At 73.0% G+C, this 18,590-nt stretch carries 17 protein-coding genes; 6 read left to right on the top strand and 11 right to left on the bottom strand.

The window, feature by feature from the left end; translation table 11 throughout:
• Positions 1–16: 16 nt before the first annotated feature.
• On the bottom strand, positions 17–2,110 hold the full coding sequence (locus tag N801_RS02525) for an MMPL family transporter (protein ID WP_084108081.1): 2,094 nt from the start codon (positions 2,108–2,110) through the stop codon (positions 17–19).
• Positions 2,111–2,237: 127 nt separating this feature from the next.
• Between N801_RS02525 and N801_RS02520 the strand changes: the two genes are divergently transcribed.
• Positions 2,238–2,681 carry a MarR family winged helix-turn-helix transcriptional regulator gene (locus N801_RS02520; protein WP_052112532.1) on the top strand — a complete coding sequence of 148 codons (444 nt, stop codon included), beginning with the start codon at positions 2,238–2,240 and terminating at the stop codon, positions 2,679–2,681.
• A gap of 35 nt (positions 2,682–2,716) precedes the next feature.
• Here N801_RS02520 and N801_RS02515 read toward each other — a convergent pair whose 3' ends face one another.
• Positions 2,717–3,247 (bottom strand): SixA phosphatase family protein, encoded by a 531-nt coding sequence (locus N801_RS02515; protein WP_035932498.1) that lies wholly within the window; start codon positions 3,245–3,247, stop codon positions 2,717–2,719.
• Positions 3,248–3,278: 31 nt separating this feature from the next.
• Positions 3,279–4,208: a 2-hydroxyacid dehydrogenase gene (locus N801_RS02510; protein WP_035932495.1), complete on the bottom strand. Its 930-nt coding sequence runs from the start codon at positions 4,206–4,208 to the stop codon at positions 3,279–3,281.
• A 106-nt stretch (positions 4,209–4,314) separates the two neighbouring features.
• Here N801_RS02510 and N801_RS02505 point away from each other — a divergent pair, with 106 nt between their 5' ends.
• Together N801_RS02505 and N801_RS02500 are read left to right on the top strand one after the other, a co-directional pair.
• Positions 4,315–5,484, top strand: a complete 1,170-nt coding sequence (locus N801_RS02505; protein WP_035932493.1) for a PQQ-dependent sugar dehydrogenase — start codon at positions 4,315–4,317, stop codon at positions 5,482–5,484.
• Between the two features lie 108 nt (positions 5,485–5,592).
• Positions 5,593–6,228: a DUF937 domain-containing protein gene (locus N801_RS02500; protein WP_035932491.1), complete on the top strand. Its 636-nt coding sequence runs from the start codon at positions 5,593–5,595 to the stop codon at positions 6,226–6,228.
• 144 nt (positions 6,229–6,372) lie between these two features.
• Here N801_RS02500 and gatB read toward each other — a convergent pair whose 3' ends face one another.
• The 4 genes from gatB to N801_RS02480 all read right to left on the bottom strand — a co-directional run bounded on the left by gatB (position 6,373) and on the right by N801_RS02480 (position 10,375).
• Positions 6,373–7,896 (bottom strand): Asp-tRNA(Asn)/Glu-tRNA(Gln) amidotransferase subunit GatB, encoded by a 1,524-nt coding sequence (gene gatB / locus N801_RS02495; RefSeq protein ID WP_035932615.1) that lies wholly within the window; start codon positions 7,894–7,896, stop codon positions 6,373–6,375.
• 1 nt (position 7,897) lies between these two features.
• A complete protein-coding gene (gene gatA / locus N801_RS02490; protein WP_035932489.1) occupies positions 7,898–9,430 on the bottom strand; it encodes an Asp-tRNA(Asn)/Glu-tRNA(Gln) amidotransferase subunit GatA in 1,533 nt (510 codons plus the stop codon).
• A gap of 86 nt (positions 9,431–9,516) precedes the next feature.
• Entirely contained in the window at positions 9,517–9,813 is a 297-nt protein-coding gene (gene gatC / locus N801_RS02485; protein WP_035932487.1) for an Asp-tRNA(Asn)/Glu-tRNA(Gln) amidotransferase subunit GatC, read from the bottom strand.
• A gap of 10 nt (positions 9,814–9,823) precedes the next feature.
• Complete coding sequence (locus tag N801_RS02480; RefSeq protein ID WP_156996420.1) at positions 9,824–10,375, bottom strand: hypothetical protein; 552 nt, start codon at positions 10,373–10,375, stop codon at positions 9,824–9,826.
• A gap of 67 nt (positions 10,376–10,442) precedes the next feature.
• Here N801_RS02480 and N801_RS02475 point away from each other — a divergent pair, with 67 nt between their 5' ends.
• Positions 10,443–11,762, top strand: coding sequence for a hypothetical protein (locus N801_RS02475; RefSeq protein ID WP_156996418.1), 1,320 nt, complete (start codon positions 10,443–10,445; stop codon positions 11,760–11,762).
• Between the two features lie 26 nt (positions 11,763–11,788).
• Here N801_RS02475 and N801_RS02470 read toward each other — a convergent pair whose 3' ends face one another.
• Entirely contained in the window at positions 11,789–12,115 is a 327-nt protein-coding gene (locus N801_RS02470) for a hypothetical protein (RefSeq protein WP_035932480.1), read from the bottom strand.
• A 66-nt stretch (positions 12,116–12,181) separates the two neighbouring features.
• On the opposite strand from N801_RS02470, the gene N801_RS02465 reads away from it, so the two are divergent.
• Together N801_RS02465 and N801_RS02460 are read left to right on the top strand one after the other, a co-directional pair.
• Positions 12,182–12,613 (top strand): hypothetical protein, encoded by a 432-nt coding sequence (locus N801_RS02465; protein ID WP_035932478.1) that lies wholly within the window; start codon positions 12,182–12,184, stop codon positions 12,611–12,613.
• Positions 12,614–12,615: 2 nt separating this feature from the next.
• On the top strand, positions 12,616–13,050 hold the full coding sequence (locus N801_RS02460) for a YbaB/EbfC family nucleoid-associated protein (protein WP_035932475.1): 435 nt from the start codon (positions 12,616–12,618) through the stop codon (positions 13,048–13,050).
• A 61-nt stretch (positions 13,051–13,111) separates the two neighbouring features.
• Here N801_RS02460 and ligA read toward each other — a convergent pair whose 3' ends face one another.
• From ligA to N801_RS21680, 3 genes are all read right to left on the bottom strand, one after another.
• A complete protein-coding gene (gene ligA / locus N801_RS02455; RefSeq protein ID WP_052112531.1) occupies positions 13,112–15,253 on the bottom strand; it encodes an NAD-dependent DNA ligase LigA in 2,142 nt (713 codons plus the stop codon).
• A gap of 90 nt (positions 15,254–15,343) precedes the next feature.
• A complete protein-coding gene (locus N801_RS02450) occupies positions 15,344–16,693 on the bottom strand; it encodes a nucleotide disphospho-sugar-binding domain-containing protein (RefSeq protein ID WP_052112524.1) in 1,350 nt (449 codons plus the stop codon).
• Positions 16,668–18,563, bottom strand: coding sequence for a glycosyltransferase (locus N801_RS21680; protein WP_052112523.1), 1,896 nt, complete (start codon positions 18,561–18,563; stop codon positions 16,668–16,670). Before N801_RS21680 ends, N801_RS02450 begins: the two co-directional genes overlap by 26 nt.
• Positions 18,564–18,590: the final 27 nt, after the last annotated feature.

Raw genomic sequence — 18,590 nt, 5'->3', positions numbered from 1 at the left:
GGCTGGGACGCCGATCTCATCTCCCGGCCGCGACCAGCTCCGGCTCCGGCTCCGGATCGGCCGTGCCCCGGGCGGAGCGATCCGACCGGTCGGCTCCACCGACGCGACGCGGCCACCAGAAGCGGTCGCCGAGGACGAGCGCGATGGCCGGCACGAGGACGGTGCGCACGACGAGGGTGTCGAGGAGGACACCGATGCAGATGATGACCCCGAGCTGGGCGAGGACGACGAGCGGGAGCACGCCGAGCACCGCGAACACCGCGGCGAGCAGGATGCCGGCGCTCGTGATGACGCCACCGGTGGCCGAGAGCGCCCGGAGCATGCCCTCCCTGGCGCCGTGTCCTCGGGCCTCCTCGGCGGCCCGGGTCACGAGGAAGATGTTGTAGTCCACACCCAGCGCCACGAGGAACACGAAGGCCAGCAGGGGCACCCCGTCGTCGAGCCGGTCGAAGCCGAGCACCTGGGTGAACAGCACCCACGAGAGGCCCAGGCTCGACAGGTAGGTCGCGACGACGGTCGAGACGAGGATGAGCGGCGCGACCACCGACCGGAGCAGCAGCCCGAGGGCGAGCAGGACGAGCCCGAGGATCAGCGGGAAGATGAGGAACCGGTCGCGGTTGGACGCCTCGGCCGCGTCGAGCGCCTCGGCCTCCGTCCCACCGACGTGGGTGTCGGGGGTGTCGGCGACCGCGGCGCGGATCGCCGTCACGGCGGCCGCGGCCGCGTCGGAGCCCGGCTCTGCGTCGAGGACGGCCTGGATCTCGCTCACGCCGCCGGCGCTCGCCACCTCTCGGGTCGAGGAGACCCCGTCGACGGCGGACACGGTGGAGGCGAGGGCGGCCGGGTCGGTGCCGCGCGAGACGACGGTCGTGGGGTCGGCCGACCCAGCGGGGAACGACTGCGCCAGGCGCTCCCCGGCGGAGATCGCCTCGGGCTTCTGGAGGAACTGGTCCGCGCCGTCGAGCCCGGTGCGGATCTGGGTCATGCCGGTCGCCGCGAGGGCGAGCAGCGCGACGGTGACCGTCGCGAAGACGGCCGGACGCCGGGCGACCGTGTCGCCGATCCGCCGCCACAGGGACTTCGAGTCGGCCAGGCTGGGCTGACCCTCGAGGGGCACCTTGGGCCAGAAGATCCACCGACCGGAGACGACGAGGGCGGCCGGCAGCACGATGAGCACGAAGGCGGCGGCGACGACGACACCGACCGCGCAGGCGAGCCCGAGCCCTCGGGTCGTCGGGAAGGCGGACAGGAGCAGGGTGAGCAGGCCGATGACGACGGTGGAGGCACTGGAGAGGACGGCCTCGGCCGTGCGCGTGAGCGCCTTGGCCATCGCCGCGCGGCGGTCGGCGTGCACGCGGAGCTCGTCGCGGTAGCGCGAGATGAGCAAGAGCGCGTAGTCGGTCCCGGCACCGAAGACGAGCACCGAGAGGATGCCGATCGTCGACTCGTCCCACTGGACGTCGAACGCGGCGAGGGTCCGGGTGGCGAGCACGGCCGCGAGCTGGTCGGCCACGCCGACAACGGTGAGCGGGACGAGCCAGAGCACCGGGCTGCGATAGGTGATGATGAGGAGGAGGGCGACGACACCCGCCGTGGCCCCGAGGAGCCGGAAGTTGGCGCCGTCGAACACCGCGGCGAGGTCGGCCTGGATCGCGGCCGGCCCGGTGACCTGGGCGGCCAGTCCGTCGGGCAGATCGGCCTTGGCGGCCGTCCGCAGCTCGGCCACGACGTCCGCGGTCTGGGTGGCGTCGTTGGCGACGACCGGCACGAACACCGTTGCCGCGGTGCCGTCCTCGGCGACGACCGCCGGCGCGCCGGTCGCCCCCGGCAGCGTGCGCGCGCGCTCCTGGACGAACGCGAGCGCGTCCGCGCTCAGGGCCTCGTCGCTGCTGTAGAGCACGAGCGCCGCGGAGCCCTCGGCCTCGGGAAGCTCGGCGCTCAGCTCGGCTGCCGCCCTGCTGTCCGACTCCAGCGGGAGCGAGGCGGTGGCCGTCGGGCCCAGCTCGGCCTGACCGACCACACCGATGGAGGCACCCGCCGCGAGCAGGGCGAAGAGCGCGAGCAGCCCGGCGACCCACCGCCGGGTGATGAGGCGAGCGAGGGTGGCCATGCGGGCACTCCTTGGTAGGGTTCATCAACGGGTGATTCACCAAGTGACTAAGTAGGTGAGTGATATTACGGAATCCCGGCCGCCCGATGCAAACCCTGCCTCGCGACCCGAGGTGGAGCCGACGACGGTGACCTCCGTCGTCCCGGCCTACCGGCAGTCCTCGTCGCTGGACGCCCTCCAGGAGCTCGTCGACCTCGCGGCGCAGGTGCCGCACGACGTGGCCCGCAAGGCGGGGCTCTCGGTCTCCGAGCTGCACTCCCTGCGCCACCTCGTCGCCTCCCCCATGGGACCGGTCGAGCTCGCCAAGGCGCTCGGGGTGACGTCCGCGGCCTCCTCGGGGGTCGTGGACCGGCTCGTCGCCCGCGGCCACGCCGAGCGTCGACCCCACGCCGCCGACGGACGCCGCACCGAGGTCGTCGTCACGGAGTCGGGTCGCCGCGAGGTGTTCACGCTGCTCGCGCCGATGTTCGCCAAGCTGGCCGAGGTCGACGGCTCGCTCGACGACGACGGGCGGGTGGTCGTCGAGCGCTACCTGCGTGGCGCCATCGAGGCGATGCGCGCGGTCACCTGAGCGGGTCCCGCGACGTCACACGCGCTCACGCGACGTCAGCCGTCCGCGCGGGCGACGTGGAAGCGGTCGAGCCGGGCCACCCCGGGCGCGAGGTCGCTCCAGTGGCCCGAGAAGCGCAGCACCGCCACCCCCGCCGTCGGGAAGCCCTGGCTCATGAGGTCGTGCGCCTGCTCGCTGCCGTCCCCCTCCGCGAGCATCGAGGCGAGGGCGGGAATGCCCGGTGCGTGCCCGACGACCATGACGACGTTCGCGTCGGAGTCGGCCTCACGGGCGATGTCGAGCAGTCGCTCGGCAGAGGCGTTGTAGATCCGGTGGTCGTGGTGGATGTCGGCCTCGGAGCAGCCCGCGCTCCACACGTCCTCGCAGGTCTGCTGCGCCCGGGCCGCCGTCGAGCAGAGCACCTCGTCCACGCCGATGCCGTGCGCGGTCAACCACGTCCCCGCGGCCCGGGCGTCACGGTGACCCCGCGGGGTCAGCTCCCGATCGTGGTCCGCCTCGGTCCCGCCCTGCTCGGCCTTGGCATGGCGCACGAGCACGAGCGTCCGGTCCTCAGCAGCAACGGTCATGGCTTGATCTTGCCCCTGCCGGGTCCCGTTGTCAGGTCTTGACAATCGCCCTGACGAGGTGACGCGGTTCCTCCCCCGCGGCCACACGGGACAGCTGCCCGCGCAGCAGGGCCGACATGCGCGGCAGGAGCGCCGTCGTGTTGCCGCCGGCGTGCGGCGTGATGAGGACCTCCGGTGCGCCCCACAGCGGGTGGCCGTCGGGCAGCGGCTCCGGGTCGGTGACGTCGAGGGCGAGCCTGAGACGCCCCGCGTGACGCACCAGCGCGTCGGTGTCCGCGACCGGGCCGCGGGAGACGTTGACGAGGAGCGCACCATCGGGCATCGCCGACAGGAAGGCGTCGTCGACGAGGTGCCGCGTCGCCGCGGTGAGGGGGGTGATGACGATGACGACGTCGTGCCCCGGCAGGAGCTCCGCCAGGTCGTCGACCGAGCGCACCGGCCCGACGAGGTCGTCACCGTCGCGGGCCCGCGAGGCCACGGCGGTCAGGGACACCTCGAAGGGGGCGAGACGTCGCGCGATCGCCGACCCGACCGACCCGTACCCGACGATGAGCACGTGCCGGTCGGCGAGCGACGGGCGCTGTCCGAGCGGTGCCCACCGCCGCTCGTCACCGGAGCGCACCGCGTCGGGGATACCTCGCAGTGATGCGATCACCATCCCGACCGCGAGCTCGGCGGTCGCCGCGTCGTAGACCCCGGCCGCGTTCGCCACGGCGACGTCCTCCGGAACGACCTCGAGCACGCCGTCGAACCCGGCGGACTGGAGCTGCACGAGGCGGCAACCGTCCAGCTGTCGCACCGCCGCCAGTGCGTCGGCGGCGCCGAGGTAGGGCGCGACGACGACCTCGATCCGCGGGTCGGGCGTCGCCTCGCCCGCGGGGTCCCACAGCACGCTCTCGACGCCGGGAACCTCCCCGACGGCGTCACGAAGGGCGGGGTCCGGGAAGGAGACGACGAGCATGTCCCCGACCCTAGGCGACCCTGCCGGAGCTCCTGCCGGGGACGGCCATCCTGTGAGTCTCCTCCACCGGCATGGCCATCGCCCTGCCTTCGGGAGACGATCGGGTATGCCGTCCCGTCCCCCGCCGCCGCCCGCCCTCGTCGCGCTCGGTCTGTCGTTCGCCCTCGTCGCATGCTCGGCGTCGTCCGACGAGGAGCCCCCACCGTCGGCCGCCACGGCCACGTCGACGCCCACGGCCTCGCCCTCAGCCTCGGCCTCGGCCTCGGGGTCAGCCTCGGGCTCGCCGACCGCGAGTCCTCCGGTCCCGGCAGGCTCGCCCTCGGACGTCGTCACCGGCCTCGACGTGCCGTGGTCCATCGCGTTCCTGCCCGATGGTGACGCCCTCGTCACCCTGCGCGACGCCGCGGAGGTCGTGCGCGTCACACCCGAGGGACGTCGCTCCACCGTCGGCGAGGTCGACGGCGTCGACGCCGGCGGGGAGGGCGGGCTCCTCGGCGTCGCCGTCTCCCCGTCCTTCGCGACCGACCGGGTGGTGCACCTCTACTTCACCGCGGACCGCGACAACCGCGTGGTCCGGACGACCCTCGACGCCGACGGGTTCGGTGGGATGACACCGGTGCTCACCGGCATACCCAAGGCGGGAAACCACAACGGCGGCCGGATCGCATGGGGACCGGACGGCTTCCTCTACGTCGGCACGGGCGACGCCGCCCAGCCGGACCGCGCGCAGGACCGCGGCAACCTCGGCGGCAAGATCCTGCGGGTGACGGCCGACGGGAAGGCTGCTCCCGGCAACCCGTTCGGCGCCAGCCCGGTGTGGAGCCTCGGGCACCGCAACGTCCAGGGCCTCGCGTGGGGCGGCGACGGCACGATGTACGCGAGCGAGTTCGGCCAGAACACGTGGGACGAGCTCAACGTCATCACCCCCGGAGGCAACTACGGCTGGCCGGAGGCCGAGGGGACCGACGACAGCACCGACGAGTTCGTGGCACCCATCGCCCAGTGGGCGACGTCGGACGCGTCCCCGAGCGGGATCGCGGTCGGTGCCGACGGCGCCGTCTACCTCGCGGCCCTGCGCGGCGAGTCGCTGTGGAAGGTCGGCGTCGACGGTCCGCGGCGCCGGGGGGAGCCGGTCAGGCTGCTCCGGGAGCGCTACGGCCGGGTGCGCGACGTGGTCGCCGCCCCCGACGGCACCCTGTGGATCCTGTCGAACAACACCTTCCGGGGCGACCCGCGCCCCGGTGACGACCGGGTCGTGCGGGTGCCGGTGGGCTGAGGCCGACCGGGCCTCCCGTCGTAAGCCACCGACCGGCGCCCACCGTGGGTACGTTGAGGACAGCGGGGGCCGCGAGGGCCCACCGACCCGACGAGAGGTGGCCCCACGATGGCTGCGATCGACGACATCCTCCAGAGCCTGCCCCTCGACCAGCTTGCGCAGCAGGTCGGGGCCGACCCGCAGGAGGTGCAGCAGGCCGCCCAGGCGGCGCTGCCGGCCCTGCTCGGCGGGCTCCACGCCAACGCCCAGGACCCGGGCGGTGCGAGCTCGATCGTCGAGGCGCTCGGGCAGCACGACGACGACCTCCTCGAGGGCGGGGTCGACCTCGGCCAGGTCGACGAGGGCGACGGCCGGAAGATCGCCTCGAACATCTTCGGCCCGAACGAGGACCAGGTGTACTCCGCGCTCGGCGGCAGCGGCGCCGGTGGCGGCCTCGTCAAGCGCCTCATCCCCATCCTCGCGCCGATCGTCCTGTCCTACCTCGCCAACAAGGTGCTCAAGGGCGGCGGGGGCGGCCTCGGCGGCGGCACGGCCCAGCAGGCGCCGGCGCCCACCGGCGGGGCAACCCAGGGCGGGCCCGGGTCGCTCGACTCGATGCTCCAGGACGTCCTCGGCGGCGCCCTCGGGGGCGGCACGGCAACCCAGATCCCGGCTCCGGAGCAGACCCGTCAGAAGAGCCAGCAGTCCAGCGGAGGCTCGATCCTCGACGTCCTCGGCGGCCTCCTCGGCGGCGGCCGCCGCTGACCCCACCCCCCCCACCCGGCCCCACCACCCGGGGCCGCCGACTTATTGCGCATTCCGGCCGTACGCGACCGACTCATTGCGCATTCCGTACAACGGAATGCGCAATGAGTCGGTGTCGCGGGGCCGGAATGCGCAATAAGTCGGTCAGGGGGTGAGCTTGGCGAGGATGAGCTCGCGGGCCTTGCCGGCGTCGGCCTGGCCCTTCATCGCCTTCATGACCTGACCGATGAGGGCGCCGGCGGCCTGGACCTTGCCGTCGCGCACCTTCTGGGCCACGTCGGCGTTGGCGGCGATGACCTCGTCGACGGCGGCCTCGAGGGCGGAGTCGTCCTGGACCAGCTGGAGCCCGCGGGCGTCGGCGACGGTGGTCGGCGTGCCCTCGCCGTCGAGGACTCCCTCGAGGACCTGGCGCGCCATCGAGTCGTTGAGCCGACCGGACGTCACGAGCGACTCGAGCTCGACGACCTGCGCCGGGGTGATCGCGTGCTCCGCGGCGTACGTGGACACGTCGACCGCAGCGGCGTTGGCGCGGCGGGCGATCTCGCCCGACCACCACTTGCGGGCGCCGGCCGGGGTGGCACCGGCCTCGACGGTCTCGCCGATGAGCTCGAGCAGCCCGGCGTTGATGACGTCACGCATCTCGAGGTCGGCGAAGCCCCAGTCGGACTGGAGTCGCTTGCGGCGCTGCGCGGGCGGCTCCGGCAGCGTCCCGCGCAGGGCCTCCACGGTCTCGCGCGTGGGGGCGACGGGCACGAGGTCCGGCTCCGGGAAGTAGCGGTAGTCGTCGGCGTCGGACTTCTCGCGCCCCGACGTCGTCACCCCCGTGTCCTCGTGCCAGTGACGCGTCTCCTGGACGACCCTGCCGCCGCCGTCGAGGATCGCGCCGTGACGGCACATCTCGTAGCGGACGGCCCGCTCGACCGAGCGCAGCGAGTTGACGTTCTTGGTCTCCGAACGAGTGCCGAGGGCGTCCGTCCCCTTGGGCATGAGCGAGAGGTTGACGTCGCAGCGCATCGAGCCCTGCTCCATCTTGACGTCCGAGACGTCGAGCGCCTTGAGCAGGTCGCGCAGGGCGGCGACGTAGGCACGCGCGATCTCGGGCGCCCGCTCCCCCGCACCGCGCAGCGGCTTGGTGACGATCTCGATGAGGGGGATCCCGGCGCGGTTGTAGTCGACGAGCGAGTGGGTGGCGCCGTGGATGCGCCCGGTCGAGCCGCCGACGTGCAGCGACTTGCCGGTGTCCTCCTCCATGTGGGCGCGCTCGATCTCGACGCGGTACGTCGTGCCGTCGTCGAGATCGACCTCGAGGAAGCCCTCGAACGCGATGGGCTCGTCGTACTGCGAGGTCTGGAAGTTCTTCGGCATGTCCGGGTAGAAGTAGTTCTTCCGGGCGAAGCGGCACCACTGCGCGATCTCGCAGTTGAGCGCGAGGCCGATCCGGATGGCCGACTCGACCGCCTTCTCGTTGACGACCGGCAGGGCGCCGGGCAGGCCCAGGCACACCGGGCAGACCTGCGAGTTGGGCTCCGCGCCGAACTCGGTCGCGCACCCGCAGAACATCTTCGTCAGGGTGCCGAGCTCGACGTGGACCTCGAGGCCCATGACCGGGTCGTAGCGCTCGAGCACCTCGTCGTAGGAGATGACCGCGTCGGTCGTGGTGGCGCTCATGTCACGCACCCTTCGTCGTCGTGCCGGCGGTGGACAGCTCGGGGGCCCGGTCGAGCAGGGGCCCGCCCCACGAGGACAGGAGGCGCTGCTCGAGGGCTGCGCCGACGGCATACAGGCGTTCGTCCTTGGCGGCGGGCGCGAGGATCTGGAAGCCGGCGGGCAGCCCGTCCTCGTCGGCGAGCCCGCTCGGCACGGACATGCCCGGCACCCCGGCGAGGTTCGCGGGGATCGTCGCGATGTCGTTGAGGTACATGGCCATCGGGTCGTCGAGCTTGTCCCCGAACCGGAAGGCGGTCGTGGGAGCCGTCGGCGACACGAGCACGTCGGCGGTCTCGAAGGCGCGGGTGAAGTCGTCGGCGATGAGGCGGCGGACCTTCTGGGCCGAGCCGTAGTAGGCGTCGTAGTAGCCCGACGACAGGGCGTAGGTGCCGAGGATGATCCGGCGCTTGACCTCGTCGCCGAAGCCGGCGTCACGGGTGGCGGCCATGACCTGCTCCGCGCTCGGGTCGTCGACGCCCTCGGGCAGGACACGAAGGCCGAAGCGCATGGCGTCGAACTTCGCGAGGTTCGAGGACGCCTCGCTCGGCAGGATGAGGTAGTAGGCAGCGAGCGCCGCGGTGAAGCTGGGGCAGGAGACCTCGACGACCTCGGCCCCGGCGTCGACGAGGTGCTGGACCGACTCGTCGAAGCGGGCCCGCACCCCGGGCTGGAACCCCTCGCCGGTGAGCTCGCGGACGATGCCGATCCTCATGCCGGAGACGTCGGCGCGACGCGCGGCCTCCACGACGGCCGGGACGGGCGCGTCGATCGAGGTGGAGTCCATCGGGTCGTGGCCGCCGATGACCTCGTGCAGCAGCGCCGCGTCGAGGACGGTGCGCGTGCACGGCCCGGCCTGGTCGAGGGACGACGCCAGGGCGACGAGGCCGTAGCGGGAGACGCCACCGTAGGTGGGCTTGGTCCCGACCGTGCCGGTGACTGCGGCCGGTTGGCGGATCGAGCCACCGGTGTCGGTGCCGATCGCCAAGGGCGCCTGGAACGACGCGACGACCGCGCTCGAGCCACCGCCGGAGCCGCCGGGGATGCGGTCGAGGTCCCACGGGTTGCGCGTCGGGCCGTAGGCCGAGTGCTCGGTCGAGGACCCCATGGCGAACTCGTCCATGTTGGTCTTGCCGAGGATCGGCATGCCGGCGTGCTTGAGGCGGCTCACGACGGTCGCGTCGTAGGGCGGGATCCAGCCCTCGAGGATCTTGCTGCCGCAGGTCGTCGGCAGACCCTTGGTGGCCATGACGTCCTTGACGGCGATCGGGATGCCCGCGAGCCGGTGCAGGTCCTCGCCGCGGCCCCGCCGCTCGTCGACGTCGCGGGCGCTGGCGAGCGCCCCGTCACGGTCGACGTGGAGGTAGGCGTGGACGTCGCCGTCGACCGCTTCGGTCCGGTCGAGCAGGGCCGTGGTCACCTCGACCGACGACGTCTCCCCCCGGGAGAGGAGGTCGGCGAGGTCGGCGGCGCTGGCGCGGGTCAGGTCGGTGGTCACATCGGTCCTTGCGTGTCGCTGTGGGAAGGCGTGGTGCTGCAAAGCGGTCGTATGCCGGGAGCTCACCTCACGGCATACGTCGCGTCTCAGTCCTCGTCGAGGATGCGCGGGACGGAGAAGCGCTGCTGCTCGGACTCGGGCGCCGCGGCGAGCGCGTCCTCCGGCGCGAGGCTGGGGCGGATGACGTCGGGGCGCGTGACGTTGACGATGGGCATCGGGTGGCTCATCGGCTCGACACCCTCGATCGGTGACTGCTGGACGGTCGCGACCGACTCGAGGATGACCCCGAGCTCGCCGACCATCCTGTCGAGCTCGGCGTCGGAGAGGTCGATGCGGGCGAGACCGGCGAGGTGGGCCACGTCGTCGCGGGTGAGGTCAGCCATGGGTCGCAGTCTATGGCCCGGCGTCGGCGAGGACCTGAGCGGTCTGCTCGTCCGCGACGATCTCCGGACGCGCCCTCGACCAGTAACGCAGGACGGCGAGCGCGGACTCCCAGTCCGCCTCCTGGCGGGTCACCCGCGCGACGAGCCCGGCGCCCGAGGCGCTCACCTCGAAGCGTTCGGGGCGGTGGGCGGCGTTGACCGGCCCGCCCTGCGGCACCCAGCGCACGCGTTCGAGGTCCGCCAGGACGTGCCGCCCACGACCGAAGGGAGCGTCCACACCCCCGGCGTCCAGCACCGTGCGGTAGGTGAGGAGGACCCGGACGGCCAAGGGGATGGTCACGAGCAGGACCGCGACGACGACCCAGCCGACACTCGCGCCGGCGGCGCCGAGTCCCGAGTCCCGCACCGGGGCCTGCCAGTCCCCCTCCCGGATCGCGAGGACCACGGGCGACAGCCCGGCGAGCCACGTGGCCGCGAGGAGCGGCGGCCCGAGCCATCGCATCCACCGCGGTGGACGGACGACGACGGGGACGGGGAGTCCTCCCCATTGAGAGGTGGGCACCCCGCAAGTATGGTCCGACGGACGGGGGACCGCGGACCGGCCGGGGGCCAGAGGAGAGCACGCACACATGACATTCCAGGTGGACACCGGACAGATCCGGCAGCACGCCAACGCGGTGGGGGGCATCCAGTCCAACCTGCGCGCGATGAGCGACGCGGGGTACCCCGACAGCGAGGCGTACGGCGAGCTGCTCAAGCTGCTCGGCCTGCCCACCGCCGTCTCGGGCTCGGTCGACTCGGTCTGGGAGGCGATCTCCGCAGCCCACACCGGCACCGGCCAGGTCGAGAACGGCCTGGACCACATGGCCGACCGCTACGACGCCGACGACGACATGGCCGCGTTCCTGCTCAAGCCGACGATCCCGGTCGCCGGGCCGAGCGGGGGCTCCGGAGGGGGCGGCGCCGGCGGGGCCGGCATCGGTCCGAGCTACGCCGCGTCGCCGTCCGAACGCAGCATCCTCGCGGGAGCGGGGATCCTCGACAGCGGCTCGTCGACGATCACCGCACTGTGCCAAGGGAACTGGGTCGACGCGGCCCTCTCCGGGGTGTCCACGGCGCTCGACGCCGCGGCCACGGTGGCCGACCCGCTCGGCTCGCTGCTCGCCGCGGGGATCGGCTGGGCCATCGACCACCTCAACCCCATCAAGGACTGGTTCGACGACGTCACGGGCAACCCCGAGGCCGTCGCCGCCAAGGGTGAGAGCTGGGGCAACATCGCCGCCGGGATGGACCCGCTCGCCGAGTCGTGGCAGTCCTCGCTCGACAGCCTCATCGGGTGGATGTCCGGAGACGCGATCTCGTCCTACAAGGCACAGGCCGATGCGCGCATCGAGACCCTGCGCCAGCTCAAGGGCAGCAGCGAGAGCGCCCAGGAGGCCATGGTCGTCGTCGGCGCCATCGTCTCCTTCGTGCACAGCTTCCTGCGCGACGTCCTCTCCTCGCTCGTCGGCGCGATCCTCAGCTGGGTGGCGCAGACCGTGCTCTCGCTCGGCACGCTCATCCCCTGGGTGGTCGCGCAGATCGGGACCCGCATCGCCTCCGTCGTCGGAAAGTGCTCCCGCTACATCTCCGCACTGACGACGTCGGGCACCAAGCTCGCCAGCCTGCTCAGGGCCCTCAAGGGCTTCGGCGACGACATCCTGCGCTTCCTCGACAGGATCACCCCCAACCCGAACCTCTACCAGCCGCTCCATTCGCGCGGGCCGGGTGCTCCGACGCCGATCGGTCCCTGGCGGCCACCGCAGGGGTGGACCCCACCGAACCCGAGCCATGCCCAGAGCCCGCTCGACGGCCTGCGGGACATCCCCGGTGACCTGCCGTGGCGTGACTCCGTCGTCAACGCGGGGACCCAGTCGGGCCAGAGCTCGACCCAGGACCCCGACGACTGACCGACCCGGCTCGGGTCCTCGGGTCCTCAGGTCGTGAGGATGTGGGTGAGGTTGTTGATCGGCCTCACGGCGAGGGCGACGACGACCGCGAGCCAGATGCCGTAGCGGACCAGGAGTCCGGTCGTCGTGCGCCGCTCCGGGGTGGGCGCCCGGAAGGCGGCGAACCACCGGTTCTGGGCCATGAACGTGTAGCCCCCACCGGGCTTCTGCTCGAACGGGAGCCACGCGTTCCCGGATCCGGCCGCGCGCACGCAGTGGTACGCGAACGGGATCGCGAAGAGCGCCCAGACCACACCGAACAACGCCAGGGAGACGAAGTAGATGTCGTTCGAGCCACCGGGGGCCGGTGCCATGGGTCAACCTCATTCGTCAGGACGGCGGGCGGCGACCATCGGCCGCACGGATGTCAGGATGATGCCATGAGCGCCACCGACGACGTCGAACGAGAGATCCTCGCCCGGGTCGAGGCCCAGACCCGCGAGGCCGAGCAGCGCCCGGCCCGCGTCGGCGCCTGGCGCGACGAGGTGCTCGGCACGCGAGGACGGGGAACCTCCGCTGCCGGGCGCGTCGTGGCCGAGGTGGACCTGCAGGGGGTCCTCACGGGGCTCGCCGTGAGCGACGTCGTCGCCCAGCGCGGCGGACGCGAGGCGGCTCGGGCGATCCTGGCCGCGGTCACCGCCGCCCACGAGGACGTGCGGAGCCGGGTGGCGCAGTCCTCCGCCCAGATGTGGGGCGCCGACTCGTCGACCACGGGGGCCCTCAACGCCGAGGTCGTCGCCGACAACCCGTTGCTGCACGACCCGGACGACGGGCCCCCTGCGACCTCCGAGCGCCCGGAAGGGACGTGGTGACCATGACCAACCTCGACCCGCACCTCTTCGAGGACACGCCCCTGGCCGCCGGCGACCTGCACCGCCTCATGGCCCAGGCGAAGGCAGCCTTCGAGTGGCGCGCAGCGATCGACCGGCTCACCGGGGAGGCCGACCTCGACGGAGTGCGGGTCAGCGTGACCGGCGGCGGCGCGGTCGCCGACCTCGCCATCACCGACGCTGCCTGCACGGACGGCGGCGAGGCTCTCGGTGGACTCGTCATCGCGGCGGTGCACGCCGCCCACGAGGACCTCGCCGGCAAGATCCGGTCCTCGAGTGCCGCGACGTTCGGGGAGGACTCCGACCAGGCAGCAACGGTGGCCCACGGGACGCAGCAGCGCTTCGGCCGCCCGGCCGGGCTCATCGAGACCGACTTCGGGGACTCGGTGGACTGGGGCCAGGGCCCCCCGCGGCGCTGAACGGACCCCTCAGAGGCGGCCTGGGCCCGGGCCACGGAGCCCTCCCCCACGACCGGGCTGGTCAGCCGTCGTCACTCTCGTCGTCACTCGTGCCGGCAGGGGCGACCCCGGTCTCGAGCAGAGTGGCGAACCCGGCCTCGTCGAGGATGGTGAGACCGAGCTCGCGGGCCTTGTCCTCCTTGGACCCCGCTCCGGGCCCGACGACGACGTAGTCGGTCTTCTTGGAGACCGACCCGGAGGCCTTGCCGCCCCGGGCGAGGATGGCCTCCTTCGCCTCGTCGCGGCTGAAGCCGTCGAGGGACCCGGTGACGACGACGGTCAGGCCGGCCAGGGTCTGCTCGACGGACGCGTCACGCTCGTCCTCCATGACGACGCCGTCGGCGGCCCAGCGGTCGACGATGTCGGTGTGCCACTCGTTGCCCTCGCGGTCGAACCAGTCGCGGACGGACTCGGCGATGACCCCGCCAACGCCCTCGACGCCGGACAGCTCCTCGATGCTCGCGGCCCGGATCGCCGCCATCGACCCGAAGTGCTGGGCGAGGGCGCGGGCCGCCGTCGGCCCGACGTGCCGGATCGAGAGGGCGACGAGCACACGCCAGAGCGGCTTGCTCTTGGCCGACTCGAGGTTGGCGACGAGCTTGGCGCCGTTGGCGGACAGGACCCTGCCGTCGACGACCGACTCGGGAGGGTCGGTCTTCTTCGCCGCGCGGGTGTAGAGCGGGACCCTGGCGATGTCGGCGGCGGTGAGCCCGAAGAGTGTCGACTCGTCGGACAGCACGCCCGACTCGAGCAGCGCGACGGCGCCCTCCCACCCCAGGGCCTCGATGTCGAAGGCCCCGCGGCCCGCGAGCCCGGACAACCGCTCGGCGAGCTGCGACGGGCAGAACCGCGAATTGGGGCAGCGGATGTCCTTGTCCCCCTCCCTCGCCGGCGCCAGCGTCGTGCCGCACGACGGGCACTCGGTGGGCATGACGAAGGCGCGCTCGGTGCCGTCACGCAGGTCCACCACCGGCCCGAGGATCTCGGGGATGACGTCACCCGCCTTGCGCAGCACGACGGTGTCACCGATGAGCAGCCCCTTGCGCACGACCTCGGTCGCGTTGTGCAGCGTGGCCCGCTCGACGGTCGATCCCGCGACGACGACGGGCTTCATGACGCCGAAGGGCGTCACCCTGCCCGTGCGACCGACGTTGACCTGGATGTCGAGGAGCGTGGTGTTGACCTCCTCCGGCGGGTACTTGAACGCGATGGCCCAACGGGGGGCGCGGGACGTGGCGCCGAGCTGGCGCTGCACCGAGACCTCGTCGACCTTGACGACGACACCGTCGATCTCGTGCTCGACGTCGTGCCGGTGCTCCCCGGTCGAGACGATGAACGCGTTGACCTCCTCGATCGTGTCGACGACCCGGTAGTGGCTCGAGACCGGCATACCCCACGCCTTGAGCGACTCGTAGGCGGCACTCTGCCGGGTGAGGGCGAAGCCCTCGCGCTTGCCGATGCCGTGGACGAGCATCCGCAGCGGGCGCGTCGCCGTCACGCGGGGGTCCTTCATCCGCAGCGACCCCGCCGCCGCGTTGCGGGGGTTGGCGAACGGCGCCTTGCCCGCCTCGACGAGCGACGCATTGAGGTCGGCGAACGCCTCGATCGGGAAGAAGACCTCGCCGCGCACCTCGACGAGGTCCGGAACGGGATGGCCCGGGCTCGCCTCCAGCTCGGTCGGTATGCCGTGAATCGTGCGGACGTTGAGGGTCACGTCCTCACCGGTGCGGCCGTCACCGCGGGTGAGGGCGCGGGTGAGGCGGCCCTTCTCGTAGAGCAGGTTGATCGCGAGCCCGTCGATCTTGAGCTCGCACAGGTAGTGGAAGGCCTGACCCGCCTCGCGCTCGACCCGCGCGGCCCACTCGAGCATCTCCTCGCGCGAGAAGGCGTTGTCGAGGCTGAGCATGCGCTCGAGGTGGTCGACGGCGGTGAAGTCGGTCGAGAAGACCGCACCGCCCACGCTCTGGGTCGGGCTGTCGGGGGTGCGCAGCGAGGGCCACTCGTCCTCGAGCGCGTTGAGGCGCTTCATCAACGCGTCGTACTCACCGTCGCTGATCGTCGGCGCGTCCTTGACGTGGTAGGCGAACTGGTGGGTGGCCGCCTGCTCGGCGAGGTCGGTCCACTCGTGACGGACCTCCTCGGGGGCCGGCGCACCCTCGGTCATCAGCTCGCTCTCGCTCACGCGTTCATCCTGCCGCACGCCACCGACACCGTGGCCCCGGTGATCCGTGCCGCGCGGGGTGAGCGACCGCGGTCAGGGGGCGCCCCCGGTGCCCTGCTGCGCGTGCTCGGTGGACGCGTCGTCCTCGGTGACCAGCGCCGCGCGTGCACGATGGGCGCCCGGCGTGCACGTGAGGTCCTCGGACAGCCGGGCGAGGCGGTGCGACGCCTCGGGCGCGAGCGCGAGCAGACGGACAGCCGCGGCCCGGAGCTCCTCCGCCGTGGCGGCGTTGGGGTCGAGGGCCTCGCCCAGGCCGGCTGTCTCGAGCGCCGCGGCGCCGGCGAACTGGTCGGTCGACAGCGGCAGGAGGAGCAGGGGGACGCCGGCGGTCAGCGCCTCCGTGACGGTGTTGTTGCCCCCGTGGGAGACCGCCAGCACGGCGTGCCCCAGCAGCGTGACCTGCGGGAGCTCCGCACGAACCAGCCAGGACCGGGGGACCGGGCCCAGCGCGTCGGGGGACGTGGAACCGGCGGCCAGCGCCACGCGGACGTCCATGCCGCGCAGCGCCTCGGCGACCCGGGCCAGCACGTCCGAGCGCACCGAGAGGAAGCTGCCGAGGCTGACGTAGACGACCGGCCCTCCCCCGCGGGCCAGCCAGGCGTCCACCTCCGGATCGGGCTGTTCGGCGCGGACCGCGGAGCCGAGGAAGGCGTGCCGGCCCAGCAGCGCGGTCCGCTCGGGCGGGTGGAGCTCGCCGGGGTAGTTGAGCATGAGGACGTCACCCGTCTCGGCGAAGGCGTCCTCGCTGGCCGGTGCCGCCGGGTCGAGGAGGGCCATCACGTCGTTCCACTGCTCGGTGAACGCGTCGCGCACGCGCTCGCACCGGCGGCGCAGGTCGGCGAGGGCGTCCGGGTCGGGCTGCAGGCGACGCGGCCACGCGGGCGGGTGGCCGTACACCTCGTCGCCCACGGTCAGGGCCGAGGGGTGGCCCAGGACCACGTCGGCGTGACGCACGCCCGTCCCGGTCAGCCCCAGCCGGGCACTGAAGGCGAGGTGGTCGACGATGACGTGGTCGGGTCGCACCCGCTCCACGACGCGGTGCACCTCCCGCGCAACCCGCAGCGGCTCCCACAGCAGGTCGTCTCCGCGGGCGTCCGCCTGGAACGCCAGGGTGGGGACCGCCCCGAGCCTCGTCGCGGCGAAGAACCCGCGCAGGGCCTCGTCCTCGCCGCGGGGCTGGTCCTCGGCACGGATCACCCCGGGGTTGGACCCGCGTCCCAGCTGGAGGTCCTCACGCTCGAAGCCGAACCGGCGGACGATGCCGTCCGTCGCGGGGCCGGTGGCCACGACGACCCGTTCGCCGGCAGCGCTCCACGCCGTGCCCAACGTGGCGAGGGGAAGCAGGTGTGAGGCGTAGTCAGGGCTGATGACGAGCAGCGTCACGGGAGACCTCCGAGTAGATCGCGGCGAGGGACGAGGCCATCGTGGCAACGCCGAACTCCTCGGCCACCCGGTTCCGGACGTGGTCTGCGCGTGCCGCGGCGTCCGGAGCGGCAGCCAGCTCGAGCGCGGAGACCACCGCACCCGCGAGGGCGGTCGGTGAGGTCGTGTCGACGAGCAGGCCGGTCACCCCCTGCTCGACATACGTCGCCGGCCCGCCCTCCCGGGGGGTGACGACGACGAGCCCCGAGGCCATCGCCTCGAGGATGGCGATGCCGAACTCCTCCTTGAGGCTGGCGGAGACGTACACCCCACCCGGCGCGCTCAGCCCGGGCCGTCCCAGCCGCACCGCCGCCAGCCAGGTGGCGACCACGCCGTTCGGGCGGTGACCGGCCAGCAGCAGGCCACGGTCGGCGGCGTCGACGCGGGCGACCGACGCGCAGATGCGGGCGAGCTCCTCCGCCTCGTCGGTGGTCGGGTCGTCCAGGTCACCTCCGACGACGAGCAGGTTGCAGCCCTCGACGGATGCAGGATCGGACGCCCACGCCTCCACGAGGGTGGCCATGCCCTTGACCCGGTGCAGCCGCCCGACCGTGATCGCGAGCGGCAGGTGCCGGCGTTCCGGGGGAAGGGTCGCGAGCAGTGCGTCCAGCTCGGCGAGTGCCCGACCCGTGGCCACCGGGACGGCATCACCTCGAGCGGCGTCCGCCACCTCACGGACCGCGCGGTCGAGCGGCGCGAGGTCGATGCCCTCGGGGACCACCGTGAGCGACCGGTCGCCCGCGTCCGGGTCGAGGTGGAGGAGCTCGCGCAGGTCGCGGTCTAGCCGTGGCCGGGGGAAGGCGACGAGATGGGCCGCCTGGTCCGCGAGGTCGCGCAGGAGCCGCACCCGGAAGACGAGGTGCTCCGTCTGGTCCGCCGCGCCGAAGGTGGCCCGGGTGAGCGCGCCGGAGGCCTCGCGTGCGGCGATGAGCGCGTGCGGGTCCGGAGCCAGGGTCAGCACCGTGGGGATGCCCAGCTCGTGGGCCACCTCGGACGCCGCCCACGAGCCCACGTCCGCCATCCGCAGGTGCAGGACGTCGACCGGCGCAGCCGCGACGAGCGCTCGCCGGAGACCGCGCCGGATCCCGAGCCGCAGGGGCCAGGTGTCGGCGGACGGCAGCGCCGGGCCAGGCAGGGGAACGCCGAGGTAGTGGTGACCGGGAGCCCCTGCGTCGTCGGGGCTCCGCTCACCCTGGTGGTGGCTGCGCGACAGCGTCAGCACCCGCGAGACGCCGGGCTCCGCGACGAGGGCGTCCCCGAGGTGGACGAGCAGGGTCGCGATCCCGCCCGTGTCGCCCTTCCCGGCGTTGCGCAGGCTCCCGTCGATGTCGGCGTGGAGGAAGAGCTGGGCGACCGTCAGGCCGTCCCGGCCCGAGTCGGTGCGACGCGCTCGAGGAGGACTCACGACGTCGTCGGCCTCGGGCTCGGGCAGTCCCCACGTCTCGAGCGTGGCCTCGGCGAGCATCCCGACGAAACCGCCGTCCTCCATCGCCGCGCGCAGCGGGGCGACGGCCGCCGCCATCGGCGTGGACAGGCGCAGTGCCCATGCCGCGTGCTCGCGGAGGAAGGGCATCCGGGAGGTCAGCAGCGGCACCACGAGCGCCCCAGCCAGGTCAACTCCCCCGGCTGCGGCTGCGTGCACCGCCGCGATCGCCGTCAGCTGGTCGGTGTCGTCGTCGATGGCATCGCGCAGGGTCGCCGTCGCCGCGTCGCCGTCGTCGCGCACGGAGGCCACGAGCGGGTCGATGAAGTCGATCGCCGCCAGGAGCGAGGGTGCGGTCCGGACCGCATCGAGCATCCCCATCGTCGGCGTGGCAAGGGTGTGGTTCACCCTCCCATGATAGGGCCACACCTTGGA

Source organism: Knoellia aerolata DSM 18566 (assembly GCF_000768695.1).
In the GTDB taxonomy this organism is placed as follows: Bacteria; Actinomycetota; Actinomycetes; order Actinomycetales; family Dermatophilaceae; genus Knoellia; species Knoellia aerolata.
Note: the sequence above shows the minus strand (reverse complement) of the source record. Positions and strands in the feature narration are given on the sequence as shown.